The organism is Colwellia sp. TT2012 (genome assembly GCF_001440345.1).
Lineage (GTDB): Bacteria > Pseudomonadota > Gammaproteobacteria > Enterobacterales > Alteromonadaceae > Colwellia.
On sequence record NZ_LJYX01000006.1, the window covers coordinates 530,262 to 545,676 of the forward strand.

The window sequence follows — 15,415 nt, forward strand, 5'->3', positions numbered from 1 at the left end:
AGTGCTTGAGCAATTTCAATTCAAGGCGCTGTGATGAAATAATGGTTATTCCCTTATAAATCATAGCAACGATGAAGTGATGTTGCTCAAACGCTTCTTCGATGGGTTTAACATGACTTTATACCGCGTTAAATAATTAAACCATAGAATGACTATGCTGCAATTATTTCACTTGCCTAAAGCCATGTTAATTCCCACTGAAATCGAGCACTTTGAATGGTGACGGGTATATATATTAGCAAGTGAGTGACATCACGATAGCATCTTCATAACCAAAGCCTGAACTGCTAGGGTAGTACCCTGTGCGGCGGTTAATTTCGATAAAACCGGCATTCATATAGAGCATGTGTGCCGCGATGTTTTTTGCACGTACTTCTAAGAATATTTTCGTTGCGCCGAGTTTTTTCGCTTGCGCTAAAAATTGCTTAAGTAAGACTTTACCATAGCCTTTACCTTGCTCACTTGGCAGTATACAAATATCCATAAGCGTGGCTTCACCGACAACGTATTCACCAATATAAAAACCAATGGCCGTTGCAACTTGTGGCGATTTTACTTCTCCCGGTATTACCGGGCTAAGTTTTTCACCAAAGTAACGGCCACCGATACAGCTTAAAAAGGTTTTTTCGCTCCACGGATGTGAGTGGCAAGCAAGCTCTATTAACATTAACTTATCGACATCGGCGGGTTTTATTTCAGTAAAATTATGGCTGTTTAGCTTTGAGGAATGACTCATTGTGTTTGTTTACCTAGTATTTGCCACAGTTGCTTTTTAAGCGTAGGCGACTTTGAAATTTCAGCGATAGCAGGGGTGATTAACTGCTGCTCAAGCCAGTGCATTTCACCGGGTAATGATTTCGAGGTGAAATACCAGTTAAAGAGTCCTAAATCTAAGTGGTCACCTTGATGTTTGATTTCACCGATACTCAGTCCTGCAGCTAGCAAAATATCATTAAATAATTGCTGTTTAGCTAAATCTTTTAAATCAATATCAAGATAACTTTGTACATGATCCTGAGCGGTATCATTCTTGTTATCACGCGAGCGGCTCTGCCATAGGCTAATACCCATTTCAGTTAGTTGCTCAAATTGATTTTGATTAATGCTCATCTGTGATGGCTCATTAGCGGTTAGATTTAAGGTTGGATATAATGACAGAATTTATCGCTAACGAAAAGCAGATATATTTATGCTTGATCGAATGTCTTTAGTCGTCATTTCTTTGCTGTTTATCAGATGTTTTACTGCTAATAACTTGATAAATTATTAGCTATTTTATTCGGGGATTAGACAAAAACTATTAAGATTAAGCAGAAGATGAAATGGCAGGGGTGGAGAGACTCGAACTCCCAACCATCGGTTTTGGAGACCGCTGTTCTACCAATTGGAACTACACCCCTGCAACGGATTCGAATTATACTGATGCGCGCTAAAAGGTAAAGCACAAATGCTGATTTTTTATTAAATAGCGGTTGTTTGCCTGATTTATCAACAAACTGGCAGTAAAGTAGCCAGTCCATCTACCTTTTTACTTTGTGCTAAGTTAACGCTTATTCATTAAGTGATAAATTTTTGGTGACAAAATCGGTATTTATCGGGATAAGGGAATACATCTTTATAAATACCATTGGCAACATCTTGCTGACACTGCTGCCAATAAGCCGGCGTTAATAAATCTTGATGATATATCTTAAAGGCTGTTAAATAACTCGGGTTAGCCAGTGCAAAAGTGGCAAGCTCTTCTGGGAACATGTCCCCAGGTAGAACACTGTACCATGGCTCGGCTGCATAGAGTTGTTCTTCGGTAATGGCTTTAGGTTTTACCCGGAAGTTGACTTCATTCATATACGTTATTTCATCATAATCATAAAAGATCACCCTGCCATGGCGAGTTACGCCAAAGTTTTTCAGTAACATGTCTCCTGGAAATATATCAGCCGAGATCAGCTGCTTAATGGCCTCGCCATAACCAAACATGGCTTGATTTATTTTTTCCTGGGCTTTATTTTTTAACGCATCCATTAGGTATAGATTAAGTGGCACCATGCGGCGCTCTATATAGAGATGTTCAATAATAATCAGTTCGTCTTTTCCTTCGCCTTCATAACGAATAATGGACGCTGCCACTTTTTGTAATTCAGCTAACAGTTCATCGTTAAAACGTGCTTTGGGAAAGGCGACTTCTGAATATTCCATGGTATCAGCCATGCGACCCACTCTATCGTGCAGTTTAACTAAGCGATATTTGCCCTTTACATCATTTTTAGTTATGTTTTTACTGGGAGAAAATTTATCTTTGATAATTTTAAAGACGTAAGGATAAGAGGGCAGGGTAAATACCGACATCACCATGCCCTTAATGCCGGCGGCTAATTCAAATTGATCGTCACTGCTATCGAGGTGATTGAGGAAATCTCGATAAAACTGGGTCTTGCCATGCTTATGAAAACCGATAGCGGAATATAAATCTGCTTTGGTTTTATGGGGCATAAGCCCTTGTAAGAAATTAACCAGAGCATAGGGGTGTAGGCAATCGACAAAAAAGTAAGCACGGGCAAAACCAAAAACTACCGCCATACTTTCGCTGGTGGTCAGTAAAGCATCTAAATATAAGCCGCCTTTCTCGTTGTTAAGTACCGCTACAATAAAAGGTGTTTCTCCTGCGGGGGATAATACTCGACCAATTAAGTAAGCGCCTTTATTACGGTAAAAAGTAAAGTTAAGTATATCAAACTGTAAATCTGCTAATTTAACGCGAGTTTTATGGGCATCACGACGAAAGGCTTTAATAAGTGCGTCGACATCACGGCCGAGGTTATCAAAGGGAATCACCGTTCGGTGACTATTCATAATGTCACAAATCGTTTGTTTTAAGCCAAGGGTTTGTGGTTGATAAGAGGTGTAAATGTCAGGAACCGCTTTATCATCAAGGCGGTGCGCAGTACTTTCGACAAAAATATAATTATTGTGATAATACTTACGCTCAAATAAGTGACAAAACACTGAGTTATAGAAGGTTTCCGCTAACTCTGGCTGGTTATGTTCAGTTAATAAATCAGAGTAGACGACTTTAACCTGTTGCCATAAAGTGTTATCAAGTGAGCTAATTTTTAAATCGGCCTTAATACAATTGAAGGTTTCCTTTACCCGTTCATCATAAAAGTTGGTCCTCGCTCTGGCCGAACGATGTACATCATGCCATTGGCATTGTTGAAACCGCTCTCGGGCTGATTGAGTAATTTCAATGAAAAGAGAAATATGGCGTTCAAAGCCGTTAATGATGGTGTTGGCTATAGTAAAAGCAAGTTCATCTCTCATAGGGCAATTAGCTCTTTAGTCAGTTTTAAGTAGGTGTTAAGTCAATATTGGCTGATTTACCAACATACACTAAAACCCTTAGTGTTGAGATTATTTTCATAAATAGTGGATATCACGGGCAATAATGTCATTAAAGATAACTTTGCTCACTGTGCTTTACTGTTAAGGTTTACGCTAAAGAGCTAAAAGTACGAATTAACTTGCTATCAAGGGCTCGCAGCTCTAAAATCACACCTTTTTTAAGCCAAAAAATAGCCAATATCATGCGTGTTTCAGACTTTTCCTTCAAATTACCCGAAGCCCTTATTGCTCGTTATCCAAAAGCCGAGCGTAGTGCTAGCCGTTTAATGTCCTTAAATGGTAATACTGGTGTGATAACTGATGGCGTTTTTACCGATATTGTTGCGCAATTAAATCCAGGTGATTTGCTGGTTTTTAATAACACTCGAGTGATCCCTGCTCGAATGTTCGGTCAAAAAGCCAGTGGTGGTAAAATTGAGGTCTTGGTTGAACGTATTATCGATGACAACACCGCGCTTGCTCACATTCGCGCCAGTAAATCACCTAAAGTCGGCAGTGAAATTTACTTAGGTAATGGCGAGGGGCAAGGTAAAGTGAAAGCAACCATGGTGGCCCGTCATGGTGCTCTTTTCGAGCTGAAATTTACCGGTGAGCAATCTGTGTTAGCTATTTTAGATGACATAGGTCATATGCCACTGCCGCCCTATATTGACCGCCCCGATGAAGACAGTGATAAAGAACGTTATCAAACGGTATATAATGAAAAGCCAGGTGCGGTGGCAGCACCAACGGCTGGTTTACATTTCGATAATGCCTTATTAGAGAAAATTAAAGCCAAGGGTGTTGAGCTGGCATTTATTACCTTGCATGTCGGTGCAGGTACTTTTCAACCGGTTAAAGTGGCCGAGATTGCCGATCATGTTATGCACGCTGAATATGTGGAAGTGTCAGATAAAGTAGTTGCGCAAATAACAAAAACTAAAGCGGCTGGTGGCCGAGTTGTCGCTGTTGGTACCACCTCGGTACGCTCCCTCGAAAGTGCGGCTAAAGCTGCGCAAGATAAAGGTGAAGCCTTAAGCGCTTTTTATGGTGACACGGATATTTTTATAACTCCAGGCTATCAATTTCAACTTATAGATGCTTTAGTGACCAACTTTCATTTGTCAGAGTCAACCTTACTTATGTTAGTCAGTGCCTTTGCCGGCTATGAGCATATAATGCCAGCTTATCAACATGCTATAGATAAAGAATACCGTTTTTTTAGTTATGGCGATGCTATGTTCTTGACCAAACAAGCGTTAACGAAAAAAGAGCAAAGCAAGAGCTAAGTAATCGTTAGTTAAGCAAAAATATTATTTTAAAAGCAAGCACCGCCAGCCTGTTTAGCTAGTAGGTGAGAGAGAAAACTTTATGACTAAAACTGTAAAAAATAAAATGACCTATGAGTTAATTACCACCGATGGTAAAGCACGTCGTGGTCGATTAACCTTTGATCGTGGGGTCGTGGAAACGCCCGCATTTATGCCCGTCGGTACTTATGGTACGGTTAAAGGTATGAAGCCAGAGGACGTTGCCGCGACTGGCGCAGATATAATTTTAGGTAATACCTTTCATTTGATGCTGCGCCCTGGTACTGACATTATTGAACAACATGGTGGCTTACATGGTTTTATGAATTGGGATAAGCCAATCTTAACGGATTCAGGTGGTTTCCAAGTTTTTAGTTTAGGAAAAACGAGCAAAATAACTGAAGAAGGTGTTCGTTTTAGCTCGCCGGTTAATGGTGAAAAAATTATGCTGACTCCTGAGCGTTCAATGGAAGTGCAGCGTAGCTTAAACTCTGATATTGTCATGATCTTTGATGAGTGCACGCCATATCCAGCAAGCCACAAAGAGTCAAAAGACTCTATGGAGTTATCACTTCGTTGGGCGCAACGTTCAAAAGATGCGCATGGCGATAGTCCTAATGCGCTGTTTGGTATAGTGCAAGGTGGTATGTTTGAAGACTTACGTGAAGTCTCTGTTGCTGGTTTACAAGCCATAGACTTTGATGGTTATGCTATTGGTGGTTTATCGGTAGGTGAGCCTAAAGAAGATATGATCCGTATATTAGATCATACTGCGCCCTTGATACCTAAAAATAAGCCCCGATATCTGATGGGAGTAGGCAAGCCAGAAGACTTAGTTGAAGGTGTTCGTCGTGGTATTGACATGTTTGATTGTGTTATGCCAACACGTAATGCCCGCAATGGTCATTTATTTGTCAATACGGGCGTTATTAAGATTCGCAACGCCGCTCATAAAACAGATACTGGCCCCCTTGATGATACCTGTGATTGTTATACCTGTAAAAACTACTCACGTGCCTACTTGCATCACTTAGATAAGTGTAAAGAAATTTTAGGCTCGCAGTTAAATACCCTGCATAACCTACATTTTTATCAAAAAGTAATGCAAGGTTTGCGTGATGCCATCGAGCAAGGTAGATTAGACGCCTTTGTAGAAGAGTTTTATGCTTTACGTGGTTTACCTGTACCACCATTAGCGACAGGTAGTAAGCAAGTTTAGCTTTAAGCCTTAACTAAAAAACAAGTTTAAGTAGTAAATAATTATCAACGTTTAATAAATCTAGTGGCTTAGTATTTTGCAGCTATTGGGTTCAATTGAAAGGAAAATGCACGGAGCTGACGTTAGTCAGTGAGTACCTTTGACGCCTCAATTGAGCGAAAGAGCAAAAAAATATAAAGTCACTAACCAATTAAGAATTAAAAATAAGAAGTAGAGGAATTTATGAGTTTATTTATCAGCACAGCACACGCCGCAGACGCATCCGCATTAACCGGTGGCGGTGGTATGGAAATGATCATTATGCTAGCCGTTTTTGGTTTGGTATTCTTTTTCATGATCTACCGTCCACAAGCTAAACGGGTAAAAGAGCATAAAGGTTTGATGTCTTCATTAGCGAAAGGCGATGAAGTGTTAACACAAGGTGGTATTGTTGGCAAAATCGTTAAAGTATCCGATGAAAAAGATTTTGTCGTTGTTAGCATTAGCGAAGGTACTGAAGTAACAGTACAAAAAAGTGCTATCAACACAGTACTTCCAAAAGGCACAATGAAAAATTTATAATCATTTTACCCTTGTTAATTGGCATTAGTTCGGCATCAAAAGTACTCATTAACGTGCGTAAATTCCGTGCATTTTCTTTGAATTAAAGCCAATTAACTTAGTTGAAAGTAATGATGAATATATCCCAATAATTATTTTTTGATAAAAATAGTGAAAGAAATAAACGAATAAAAAGGACTCATTGTGTTAAATAAATACCCTTTATGGAAAACACTGATGGTGGTAATTATTGTCGCTTTAGGTGCGCTCTATGCCACACCAAACTTATATGGTGAATCACCTGCGGTGCAAGTGTCAGGTTTACGTGGTATCGAAGCTGATGCCAGCACACTTGATAATATCAAGGCATATTTAGACGAAAATAACCTAGGTTTTGACAGTGTCGTTTTAGAAAATGGTCAAATATTAGCGCGTTTTAAAAATACTGAAGATCAGTTGAAAGCCCGTGATATATTGGATGATAAATTAGGTAATAAGTTTTCAGTTGCCTTAAATTTAACGCCTAATACACCAGACTGGCTAGCAGCTATTGGCGGTACGCCAATGAAATTAGGTTTAGATTTAAGTGGTGGTGTTAGCTTCTTGATGGAAGTAAACATGCAAGAAGCCATTAATAAAGCTAAAACCGCTATGGTGAGTGATTTTCGTGATGATTTACGCAGTGAAAAAATTCGCTATCGCAGCGTAAAAGAAGCCAATAATGGCGTCGTTGTTATCTTTCGTAAAGTTGCCGATCTAGAAGCCGCAGAGACACTACTGAAAAAACGTTATCGTGATTTACTGCTAAAAACGAATGATGATAAGTTAACGCTTAGCGCGAAAATGACCGAGCAAAAGCTGAAAGAAATTCGTGAATACGCTATTCAACAAAACATTACTATTATTCGTAACCGTGTTAACGAACTCGGTGTTGCCGAGCCGCTTGTCCAGCGACAAGGTAAAAAGCATATTGTTATTGAATTACCGGGTGTACAAGATACCGCTAAAGCAAAAGAAATACTTAATGCGACAGCAACTATCGAGTTTCGCTTAGTCGATACCGAAGGTGATTTAGCGAATGCCTTAAAAGGTCGTATACCGGCAAACTCTATTTTATTAAGGGATAAAGACGGTCGACCGAGCTTATTGAAAAAACGTGTCATGTTAACGGGTGATCATATTACCGATGCTAAATCAGGTTTTGACGAGTACTCACGTCCACAAGTTAATATTTCACTCGATAGTGCTGGTGGTGCAAAAATGTCCAATGGCACTAAAAGTAATATTGGTAAACCAATGGCGACGGTATTTATTGAGTATAAACCTACTGGTAAACGTGACGCCGAAGGCAATCTTATTTTTGAAAAAGTACAAGAAATAATCTCTATTGCTACAATCCAATCTCGATTAGGTAAATCCTTCCGTATTACTGGCGCAGGCAGTCCTGCTGAAGCGCATAACCTAGCGTTATTATTACGTGCTGGTGCGCTAATTGCGCCCATTACCATTGTTGAAGAGCGTACTGTTGGCCCGACATTAGGTGCTGAAAACGTGCGACTTGGCTTTGAAGCTATTATGCTGGGTTTTGGCTTAGTCTTTATCTTTATGATGGTTTACTATCGCGCCTTTGGTGTGGTTGCTAACCTTGCTTTAGGGGCAAACTTAATCCTGATAGTGGGTATTATGTCATTGATGCCAGGTGCAACATTAACATTACCCGGTATGGCAGGTATTGTCTTAACCGTTGGTATGGCGGTGGATGCTAATGTACTTATTTTTGAGCGGATTCGAGAAGAAATACGTGAAGGTAAGACCATTCAGCAAGCAATTCATCAAGGTTATGATGCCGCATTTTCTACTATTATCGATGCCAATGTCACTACTTTAATCGCAGCCGTAATTTTATATGCGATTGGCACTGGACCTGTTAAAGGTTTCGCCATCACCTTGTCTATCGGTATTATCACTTCAATGTTTACTTCTGTTATTGGTACTCGCGCAGTCGTTAATGCTATTTGGGGCGGTAAACGCCTTGATAAATTACCTATATAGAGACAGGAACGATAAATTATGCAAATTTTACACTTAAAAGAAACTGTCAAATTTATGAGCTATCGCAAGATAGCCCTAGTATTTAGCGCCTTAATGATGATCGCTTCCGTGATCTCGTTAGCAACAAACAAGTTAAATTTTGGTTTAGACTTTACTGGCGGCACCCTTATTGAAGTCGGTTTTGAACAACCAGCTGATTTAAAGATAATACGCCAAGTAATGAATGATAATGGTTTTTCTGATGCCAAAGTACAATTTTACGGCAGCAGTCGTGACGTAGTTATTCGCTTAGGTTTACGCGGTGATGTTAAAGCTGAGATGTTAGGTAATGAAATACTTAGCGTTTTACAAAAGGCTACTGGGCAAACTGTCGATATGCGCCGTATTGAATTTGTTGGTGCTAGTGTTGGTGATGAGTTAGCGGAGCAGGGCGGTTTAGCCATGTTAACGGCGCTTATCTGTATACTCATGTATGTAGCCTTCCGTTTTGAATGGCGCTTTGCTGTTGGCTCAGTGGTGGCGTTATTCCACGATGTATTATTAACACTGGGTTTGTTTTCTATTTTCCAACTAGAGTTTGACCTTACGGTATTGGCGGCGATATTAGCGGTTATTGGTTATTCACTGAACGATACTATTGTGGTTTCGGATCGTATTCGTGAAAACTTTAGGAAAATACGCAATAGTGATCCGGAAGACGTGATTAATATCTCTTTAACACAAACCTTGAGTCGTACCATTATTACTTCGTTTACCACGTTAATAGTATTGGCAGCTTTATTCTTTAGAGGTGGAGAGCTAATTCACGGTTTTGCCACAGCATTATTGTTTGGTGTTTTTGTTGGTACTTACTCTTCAATTTATGTTGCTAGTTTAGTCGCCTTAGCTTTAGGGGTCTCACGAGAAGATTTAATTCAAGAAGTGATTGAAAAAGAAGGTGCAGATCAAGACGCTATGATGCCTTAACAATTATTGTTATTGAGCCATAAAAAAAGCCGAGTAACGAAAGTTACTCGGCTTTTTTGTTTTACATGCTTTATTTTTCTATAAAACGACAATGTTACAAAACTCGCGCCGCGGTTCATCGCTTTAGATTACTTTAATTTAACCCTGAAAGTTCAACAGGCCCTAGCAATGATTCTGGTAAATCGAGCCGAGTCGGTAGATAACTTAATAGACTTGGTATTAACCTTACTGTATGCTGCCGCCCTTTCATGCTGCCAACATTTTCATTAGCGCTGTCAGTATTTGTTTAGGGCTGTTGAACTTTATTGATTGTTTTTACAGCCGCTTATTCGCTTTTTATAGCGGGCAGAGCAGATGTATCCTCATTATTTAGGACCATATGCTCCTACGTTGTCTAATAAGCTAGCTCCATGTAAGCCTGTTACACTAATAGGTGATAACGCATGATATGGCTACTACACGCTGTCCTTTGGCTTAGTTTAAATGCCTATTGCTCTGTGTTTGCGACGAATTTACATAGAACAACTATGTTTCATTCATAGCGCCTTGAGCAACAGGCAATTAATACCAACGAAATTTGAACATAAAAGGTCAATAGACCCTAATATATTTTAAAGAGATTACTTATGAGCGATACCCCGACAACTAAATTTACTGATTTAGGTTTATCTGAGCCATTACTAAAAGCAGTACGTGATAAGGGTTATGAAACACCATCTCCTATTCAAGCGCAAGCTATTCCAGCGGTTCTTTCTGGACGAGATATTATGGCAGTAGCGCAAACGGGCACCGGTAAAACGGCAGGTTTTACTTTACCGTTATTACAGCGCCTTTCTAGTAACAAAGGCAATAAGGTTGCGTCAAACAACGTAAGAGCATTAATACTTACCCCAACACGTGAACTAGCGGCGCAAATCCACGAAAGTATAGAGACCTATGGTAAGTATTTACATTTACACTCAATGGTAGTTTTTGGTGGCGTGAAAATTAATCCGCAAATGATGCGCCTTCGCCAAGGTGTTGATGTACTGGTGGCAACGCCAGGACGTTTACTCGATTTATACAATCAAAGAGCGGTAAAATTTAGTCAACTTGAAGTGTTTATTCTTGATGAAGCCGATCGCATGTTAGATATGGGCTTTATTCGCGATATTAAAAAGCTTATCGCAGTGCTACCAAAGGACCGTCAAAACTTACTTTTTTCAGCAACCTTCTCTCCTGAGATCCGTGCGCTTGCTAAAGGTCTGGTTAATAACCCATTAGAGATTTCGGTAGATGCTGAAAATAGCACCGCAGACAAAGTTACCCAATGGTTAATGGCCGTTGATAAAAAACGTAAGCCAGCAGTACTTACATATTTAATACAAGAAAATAACTGGCAACAAGTGTTGGTTTTCACTAAAACCAAACATGGCGCTAATAAGCTAACCAAGCACCTCGAAGCAGAAGGTATAACTGCAGCGGCTATCCATGGTAATAAAAGCCAAGGAGCACGTACTAAAGCACTTGCTGCCTTTAAAGATGGCTCAGTCAAGGTACTAGTGGCAACCGATATTGCTGCTCGTGGTATTGATATTGATTTATTACCCCAAGTGGTTAACTTTGATTTACCGAATGTGCCAGAGGATTATGTGCATCGTATTGGCCGTACAGCCCGTGCCGGTAATACTGGCCAAGCATTGTCATTAGTTTGTGCCGATGAGTTAGACTTGTTGTGGGGCATTGAACATGTTATTCAGCAGCATATTGAGCGTAAAGTTATTGAGAAGTTTATACCTGCCAATGAGCTGGGCGAATCACGTGCGATAAAACCTTTAAGAACAGGTAGGCCGCCAAAGTCTAAACCAAGTCAACATTCAGCACGTGGTAGAGGTCGAGTTGAACATAAAGATGGTCAACGCTCAGGTGGTAATGCTAATGGTCACAATACTGGTGGCAATAAAGCAAAACCAGCTAACAACTCCTCTAGACGTAAAAAGCCGGAATACGACGGTACTGGGCCTAAGCCACGTACCCCAAGACGTGCAGCAAATAATAGCTAGTTCTAATTAGCACATCGTAATAGCAAGAAAAAGGCTTATGACGAATAGTAATTCTATTCATCATAAGCCTTTTTTATTTGCTGCTCGGAATTGTTAGTGCAGTTAAGGTGTTAAGTAACCTAAGTTAGTGAGCTGCTCACTGGGAAATAGTCCAACAACATCACCAATCACAATTAAGCTTGGTGGTGTTATTTTATGTAAGGTTACCAGTTTGCTTAAATTAGCTAATGTCCCCTTTATCACCTGCTGATCTTGGTGAGTGCCTTTACGAATTAACGCTGCTGGGGTATTTATATCACGACCCGCAGCTATCAGTTGAGCGGTAATTATCGGTAAACTTTTTATACCCATATAAAAGACAATCGTTTGCTGTTTATCATTCAATGCCTGCCAAGGTAAGTCTAGTGCACCATTATCTTGCACATGCCCTGTGATAAAGGTGCAACTTCGAGCTATGTTTCTATGAGTTAACGGGATACCAGCATAACTAGTACAAGCCGATGCTGCGGTCATGCCAGGGACAATATGACACGCGATACCATGGCTTAATAAAAACTGGGCTTCTTCAGAGCCACGACCAAAGACAAAGGGATCGCCACCTTTTAAGCGGACCACTCTTTTACCTAATAGGGCATTATCAACCAAAAGTTGATTAATGCCTTCTTGCGGAACCCTATGATCTGCTTGCTTTTTACCAACATATATTTGCTGACAATCGCTAGGTAATAGTGCCATTACAGCTTCACTGACTAGCCGATCATAGATAACCACTTCTGCTTGTTTGATAAAACGATAGGCTTGAATGGTCAGTAAATCTGGGTCGCCAGGACCCGCGCCAACTAAGGCGACTTCTCCACCGATAAAAGCTTGTTTCGTGGTATTAATGTTATGCATGAGTCCTCTTAACAAAGGTACTAAAAACTATATAGCTAGTCTAAAGCAAAAAAAGCGCCACAGTGACCTTATTTAGTAAGGTTACTGTGGCGCTTAATATTATTGTGTTATTACTTAGCTATAATAATGTAAGTAAACTCAGACAAAAATTATTTGCTAAGTGCATCACCTAGGTGAGGACGAATTTCTTTCAACAAATCTTTTAATATGCGGGTATTTGCTGCAACAATATTACCTGATTGTGCATGATTATGACCGCCAGTAAAGTCAGTTACTAGACCACCAGCTTCAATTATTAATAGTTCGCCAGCAGCAGTATTCCAAGGTTTTAAGCCTATCTCGAAGAAACCATCAAAACGGCCAGCTGCGACATAAGCAAGGTCAAGAGCAGGAGAGCCTGTGCGGCGCATATCTGCGCTTTTTTGGAATAAGCCCGAGAACATTGCCATGTAAGCAGCAGTGTGTTGTTTGTGTTTGAACGGGAAACCCGTGGCTAAGACAGTTCCTGAAAGCTCTTTATTTTTATTAACTCGAATACGGAAACCGTTTAATTGTGCACCTTTACCACGACTGGCGGTGAATAACTCGCCACGAATAGGATCAAATACTACCGCTTGGTCTAGTTTACCTTTTACTTTTAAGGCAATTGAAACGGAAAAATGCGGAATACCTTTTATGAAGTTGGTGGTGCCGTCCAGTGGATCAACAATCCACTGGTAATCGTCATCACTACCTTTTAACACGCCAGACTCTTCACCGATAATGGTGTGATCTGGATATGATTTACGAATAGTCTCAATAATTGCCTCTTCAGCGCTAATATCAACACTGGTGACAAAATCGTTAGTTCCTTTTGATTCAATTTCAACTTTATCAAGTTGCTCCATAGAGCGAACGATAACTTTACCTGCTGTACGCGCTGCGCGCACGGCAATATTTAGCATGGGATGCATTATAGAGTACCTATTTGTAAATAATTTTTAAAGAACAATTTATTTCCAAGCAAACATTGTCTTGAAAATTGAGCGCGCAAATTATAGCAAATAAAAAGCCATTAAGCGATAATCTTATAAAATAAATCGTTTGATAAATGAGCGACTCATTGGCTTTATTTTTTAATAGAGAAAAAAAGACTATTAAATATCAAATTGCCCTAGATAAAGAGGCTTAATAAGCGTGCTTTTTGTTCGCTACAGCAGTAATCTTCTATGTTAGAATACTGGCCATCTAGATGGGCTAACAAACCCAGTAAAATAAACAGTAGAGTATAAGATGTCAGATCCCCAACAAGATTCTCAGCAAAGTAACACCCCAGGTTCACTATTAGATCGCGTTAAAATTATTTTAGTAAATACTTCTGATTGTCGAAACATAGGTAGTGCAGCACGCGCTATGAAAACCATGGGTTTAAGCCAGCTTATTTTAGTTGATCCTATTGAAATGCCTAATGGTCAAGCGCAAGCCATGGCAGCGGGTGCAACGGATGTGTTAGCCAATGCTAAAGTAGTTAGTACGTTGCAAGAAGCCATTGAAGATTGTGGTTTAGTGGTGGGTACCAGTGCTCGTTCTCGGACACTACCTTGGCCTATGCTAGAGCCCAGAGGCTGTGGTGAGAAGATGATTGCCGAAGCCGGTGAATATCCAGTAGCGTTAGTTTTTGGTCGAGAAAGTAGTGGTTTAACCAATGAAGAATTACAACTTTGTCATTTTCATGTACAGATACCCGCTAATCCAGATTATAGCTCGTTGAATTTAGCCATGGCGGTACAAACGTTAAGTTATGAAGTGCGTACCAGTTATTTACTGGCTCATGATAAAAATTATCAAGAACGCAGTACTGGTAATGGTAAATCTGTTGCTAAAAGCAAAAATGAAGGCGAAGAACTTTATCCGGTAAGTGAAGAAATTGAGCGGTTTTATCAACACTTTGAAAAAGCACTGAAAGCCACCGGCTTTATAGTAGAAAACCATCCTGGTTTAGTGATGACTAAGCTAAGGCGTTTATTTAATCGCGCTAGGCCAGATGTAAAAGAAGTTAAGATGATGCGTGGGATTTTTGCCTCAATGGAAAGGTCTAGTAAAGAGCAGTCATAATAGTTAGTCACTTAAGAGTAAATAGAAGGAATACTTTATGTTTAGCCGTATCAAAGAAGATATCAATAGTGTCTTTGATAGAGATCCCGCCGCTCGTACTAGTTTCGAGGTGTTACTTAATTACCCAGGCTTACATGCTATATGGTTTCATCGAGTGAGTCATAAATTATGGTGTGCTAATTGGAAGTTATTAGCGCGCGTTTTTTCTACGTTTTCACGTTGGTTAACGGGCATTGAAATACATCCCGGCGCCACTATTGGTCGACGATTTTTTATTGACCACGGCATGGGCGTTGTTATTGGCGGAACCGCCGAAATAGGTGATGATGTTACCCTTTATCAAGGTGTTACTCTCGGTGGTACTAGTTGGAAACCGGGTAAACGCCATCCCACCTTAGAAGACAATGTTGTTATTGGTGCAGGCGCCCAAGTACTAGGCCCTATCACTATCGGCAAGGGCGGTAAAGTTGGCTCTAATTCAGTGGTTGTTAAAGACTTACCCGCTAACGCTACTGCGGTAGGTATCCCTGGAAGAATCGTTCCGGATAAACCGAGTAAAGGTGAAGGCCAACAGCGAGAAGCCGCCGCTAAAAAATATGGCTTTGATGCCTATGCTGTTTCCCACGATAACCCTGATCCTGTGGCTAAAGCTATTGGTCGCTTACTTGACCATGTGCATTTAATGGATGATCGTGTGAGTGCTCTTTGCAAAGAAGTTAATAGCCTAGGTGGTAATATTTGTGATCAAAACTTGCCTGAATTAAGAGTGGGCGAGTTTATTGAAGATGAAAAAGCAGCGGCACAGCGTCGTGAAAGCAAGGTGAGCAGCTTTGATCCTGAAATTTAATTTCATTAAAAAATAATAGTTGACTAATTTAGTCAACTATTACTTCTCGCCTATCATTTCTTGGTGTACAATA

The 15,415-nt window shown here is 40.1% G+C and carries 13 protein-coding genes and 1 tRNA gene; 8 read left to right on the forward strand and 6 right to left on the reverse strand.

The features are described 5' to 3' along the window. Positions 1 to 235: 235 nt before the first annotated feature. The 4 genes from rimI to aceK all read right to left on the reverse strand — a co-directional run bounded on the left by rimI (position 236) and on the right by aceK (position 3,318). Positions 236 to 736 (reverse strand): ribosomal protein S18-alanine N-acetyltransferase, encoded by a 501-nt coding sequence (gene rimI / locus ASU03_RS04060; protein ID WP_057830586.1) that lies wholly within the window; start codon positions 734 to 736, stop codon positions 236 to 238. Further along, positions 733 to 1,110, reverse strand: a complete 378-nt coding sequence (locus ASU03_RS04065; protein ID WP_057830587.1) for a DNA polymerase III subunit psi — start codon at positions 1,108 to 1,110, stop codon at positions 733 to 735. Before ASU03_RS04065 ends, rimI begins: the two co-directional genes overlap by 4 nt. Before the next feature lie 213 nt (positions 1,111 to 1,323). Then, positions 1,324 to 1,400 (reverse strand) — tRNA-Trp (locus tag ASU03_RS04070). A 157-nt stretch (positions 1,401 to 1,557) separates the two neighbouring features. Next, positions 1,558 to 3,318: a bifunctional isocitrate dehydrogenase kinase/phosphatase gene (aceK, locus tag ASU03_RS04075; protein ID WP_057830588.1), complete on the reverse strand. Its 1,761-nt coding sequence runs from the start codon at positions 3,316 to 3,318 to the stop codon at positions 1,558 to 1,560. Positions 3,319 to 3,581: 263 nt separating this feature from the next. Between aceK and queA the strand changes: the two genes are divergently transcribed. The 6 genes from queA to ASU03_RS04105 all read left to right on the forward strand — a co-directional run bounded on the left by queA (position 3,582) and on the right by ASU03_RS04105 (position 11,507). After that, positions 3,582 to 4,667, forward strand: a complete 1,086-nt coding sequence (queA, locus tag ASU03_RS04080) for a tRNA preQ1(34) S-adenosylmethionine ribosyltransferase-isomerase QueA (protein WP_057830589.1) — start codon at positions 3,582 to 3,584, stop codon at positions 4,665 to 4,667. Between the two features lie 106 nt (positions 4,668 to 4,773). Next, on the forward strand, positions 4,774 to 5,907 hold the full coding sequence (gene tgt, locus ASU03_RS04085) for a tRNA guanosine(34) transglycosylase Tgt (RefSeq protein WP_057830991.1): 1,134 nt from the start codon (positions 4,774 to 4,776) through the stop codon (positions 5,905 to 5,907). Positions 5,908 to 6,129: 222 nt separating this feature from the next. Continuing rightward, positions 6,130 to 6,468, forward strand: a complete 339-nt coding sequence (gene yajC, locus ASU03_RS04090; protein WP_057830590.1) for a preprotein translocase subunit YajC — start codon at positions 6,130 to 6,132, stop codon at positions 6,466 to 6,468. 183 nt (positions 6,469 to 6,651) lie between these two features. Then, the gene (gene secD / locus ASU03_RS04095; protein ID WP_057830591.1) at positions 6,652 to 8,499 is read left to right on the forward strand and encodes a protein translocase subunit SecD; all 1,848 of its coding nucleotides are present in this window, start codon (positions 6,652 to 6,654) and stop codon (positions 8,497 to 8,499) included. Between the two features lie 18 nt (positions 8,500 to 8,517). Beyond that, positions 8,518 to 9,465, forward strand: coding sequence for a protein translocase subunit SecF (secF, locus tag ASU03_RS04100; RefSeq protein WP_057830592.1), 948 nt, complete (start codon positions 8,518 to 8,520; stop codon positions 9,463 to 9,465). A gap of 626 nt (positions 9,466 to 10,091) precedes the next feature. After that, positions 10,092 to 11,507: a DEAD/DEAH box helicase gene (locus ASU03_RS04105; protein ID WP_057179988.1), complete on the forward strand. Its 1,416-nt coding sequence runs from the start codon at positions 10,092 to 10,094 to the stop codon at positions 11,505 to 11,507. 102 nt (positions 11,508 to 11,609) lie between these two features. Here ASU03_RS04105 and cobA read toward each other — a convergent pair whose 3' ends face one another. Next, on the reverse strand, positions 11,610 to 12,401 hold the full coding sequence (cobA, locus tag ASU03_RS04110; RefSeq protein WP_057830593.1) for a uroporphyrinogen-III C-methyltransferase: 792 nt from the start codon (positions 12,399 to 12,401) through the stop codon (positions 11,610 to 11,612). Positions 12,402 to 12,550: 149 nt separating this feature from the next. Further along, a complete protein-coding gene (suhB, locus tag ASU03_RS04115) occupies positions 12,551 to 13,354 on the reverse strand; it encodes an inositol-1-monophosphatase (RefSeq protein ID WP_057830594.1) in 804 nt (267 codons plus the stop codon). A gap of 319 nt (positions 13,355 to 13,673) precedes the next feature. Between suhB and trmJ the strand changes: the two genes are divergently transcribed. Next, positions 13,674 to 14,495, forward strand: coding sequence for a tRNA (cytosine(32)/uridine(32)-2'-O)-methyltransferase TrmJ (gene trmJ, locus ASU03_RS04120; RefSeq protein WP_057830595.1), 822 nt, complete (start codon positions 13,674 to 13,676; stop codon positions 14,493 to 14,495). A gap of 37 nt (positions 14,496 to 14,532) precedes the next feature. After that, a complete protein-coding gene (gene cysE / locus ASU03_RS04125) occupies positions 14,533 to 15,342 on the forward strand; it encodes a serine O-acetyltransferase (protein ID WP_057179992.1) in 810 nt (269 codons plus the stop codon). Positions 15,343 to 15,415: the final 73 nt, after the last annotated feature.

Coding starts and splice junctions, on each gene's coding strand:
- rimI (WP_057830586.1), bottom strand. CDS start 736: ATGAGTCATTCCTCAAAGCTAAACAGCCATAATTTTACTGAAATAAAA.
- ASU03_RS04065 (WP_057830587.1), bottom strand. CDS start 1,110: ATGAGCATTAATCAAAATCAATTTGAGCAACTAACTGAAATGGGTATT.
- aceK (WP_057830588.1), bottom strand. CDS start 3,318: ATGAGAGATGAACTTGCTTTTACTATAGCCAACACCATCATTAACGGC.
- queA (WP_057830589.1), top strand. CDS start 3,582: ATGCGTGTTTCAGACTTTTCCTTCAAATTACCCGAAGCCCTTATTGCT.
- tgt (WP_057830991.1), top strand. CDS start 4,774: ATGACCTATGAGTTAATTACCACCGATGGTAAAGCACGTCGTGGTCGA.
- yajC (WP_057830590.1), top strand. CDS start 6,130: ATGAGTTTATTTATCAGCACAGCACACGCCGCAGACGCATCCGCATTA.
- secF (WP_057830592.1), top strand. CDS start 8,518: ATGCAAATTTTACACTTAAAAGAAACTGTCAAATTTATGAGCTATCGC.
- ASU03_RS04105 (WP_057179988.1), top strand. CDS start 10,092: ATGAGCGATACCCCGACAACTAAATTTACTGATTTAGGTTTATCTGAG.
- cobA (WP_057830593.1), bottom strand. CDS start 12,401: ATGCATAACATTAATACCACGAAACAAGCTTTTATCGGTGGAGAAGTC.
- suhB (WP_057830594.1), bottom strand. CDS start 13,354: ATGCATCCCATGCTAAATATTGCCGTGCGCGCAGCGCGTACAGCAGGT.
- trmJ (WP_057830595.1), top strand. CDS start 13,674: ATGTCAGATCCCCAACAAGATTCTCAGCAAAGTAACACCCCAGGTTCA.
- cysE (WP_057179992.1), top strand. CDS start 14,533: ATGTTTAGCCGTATCAAAGAAGATATCAATAGTGTCTTTGATAGAGAT.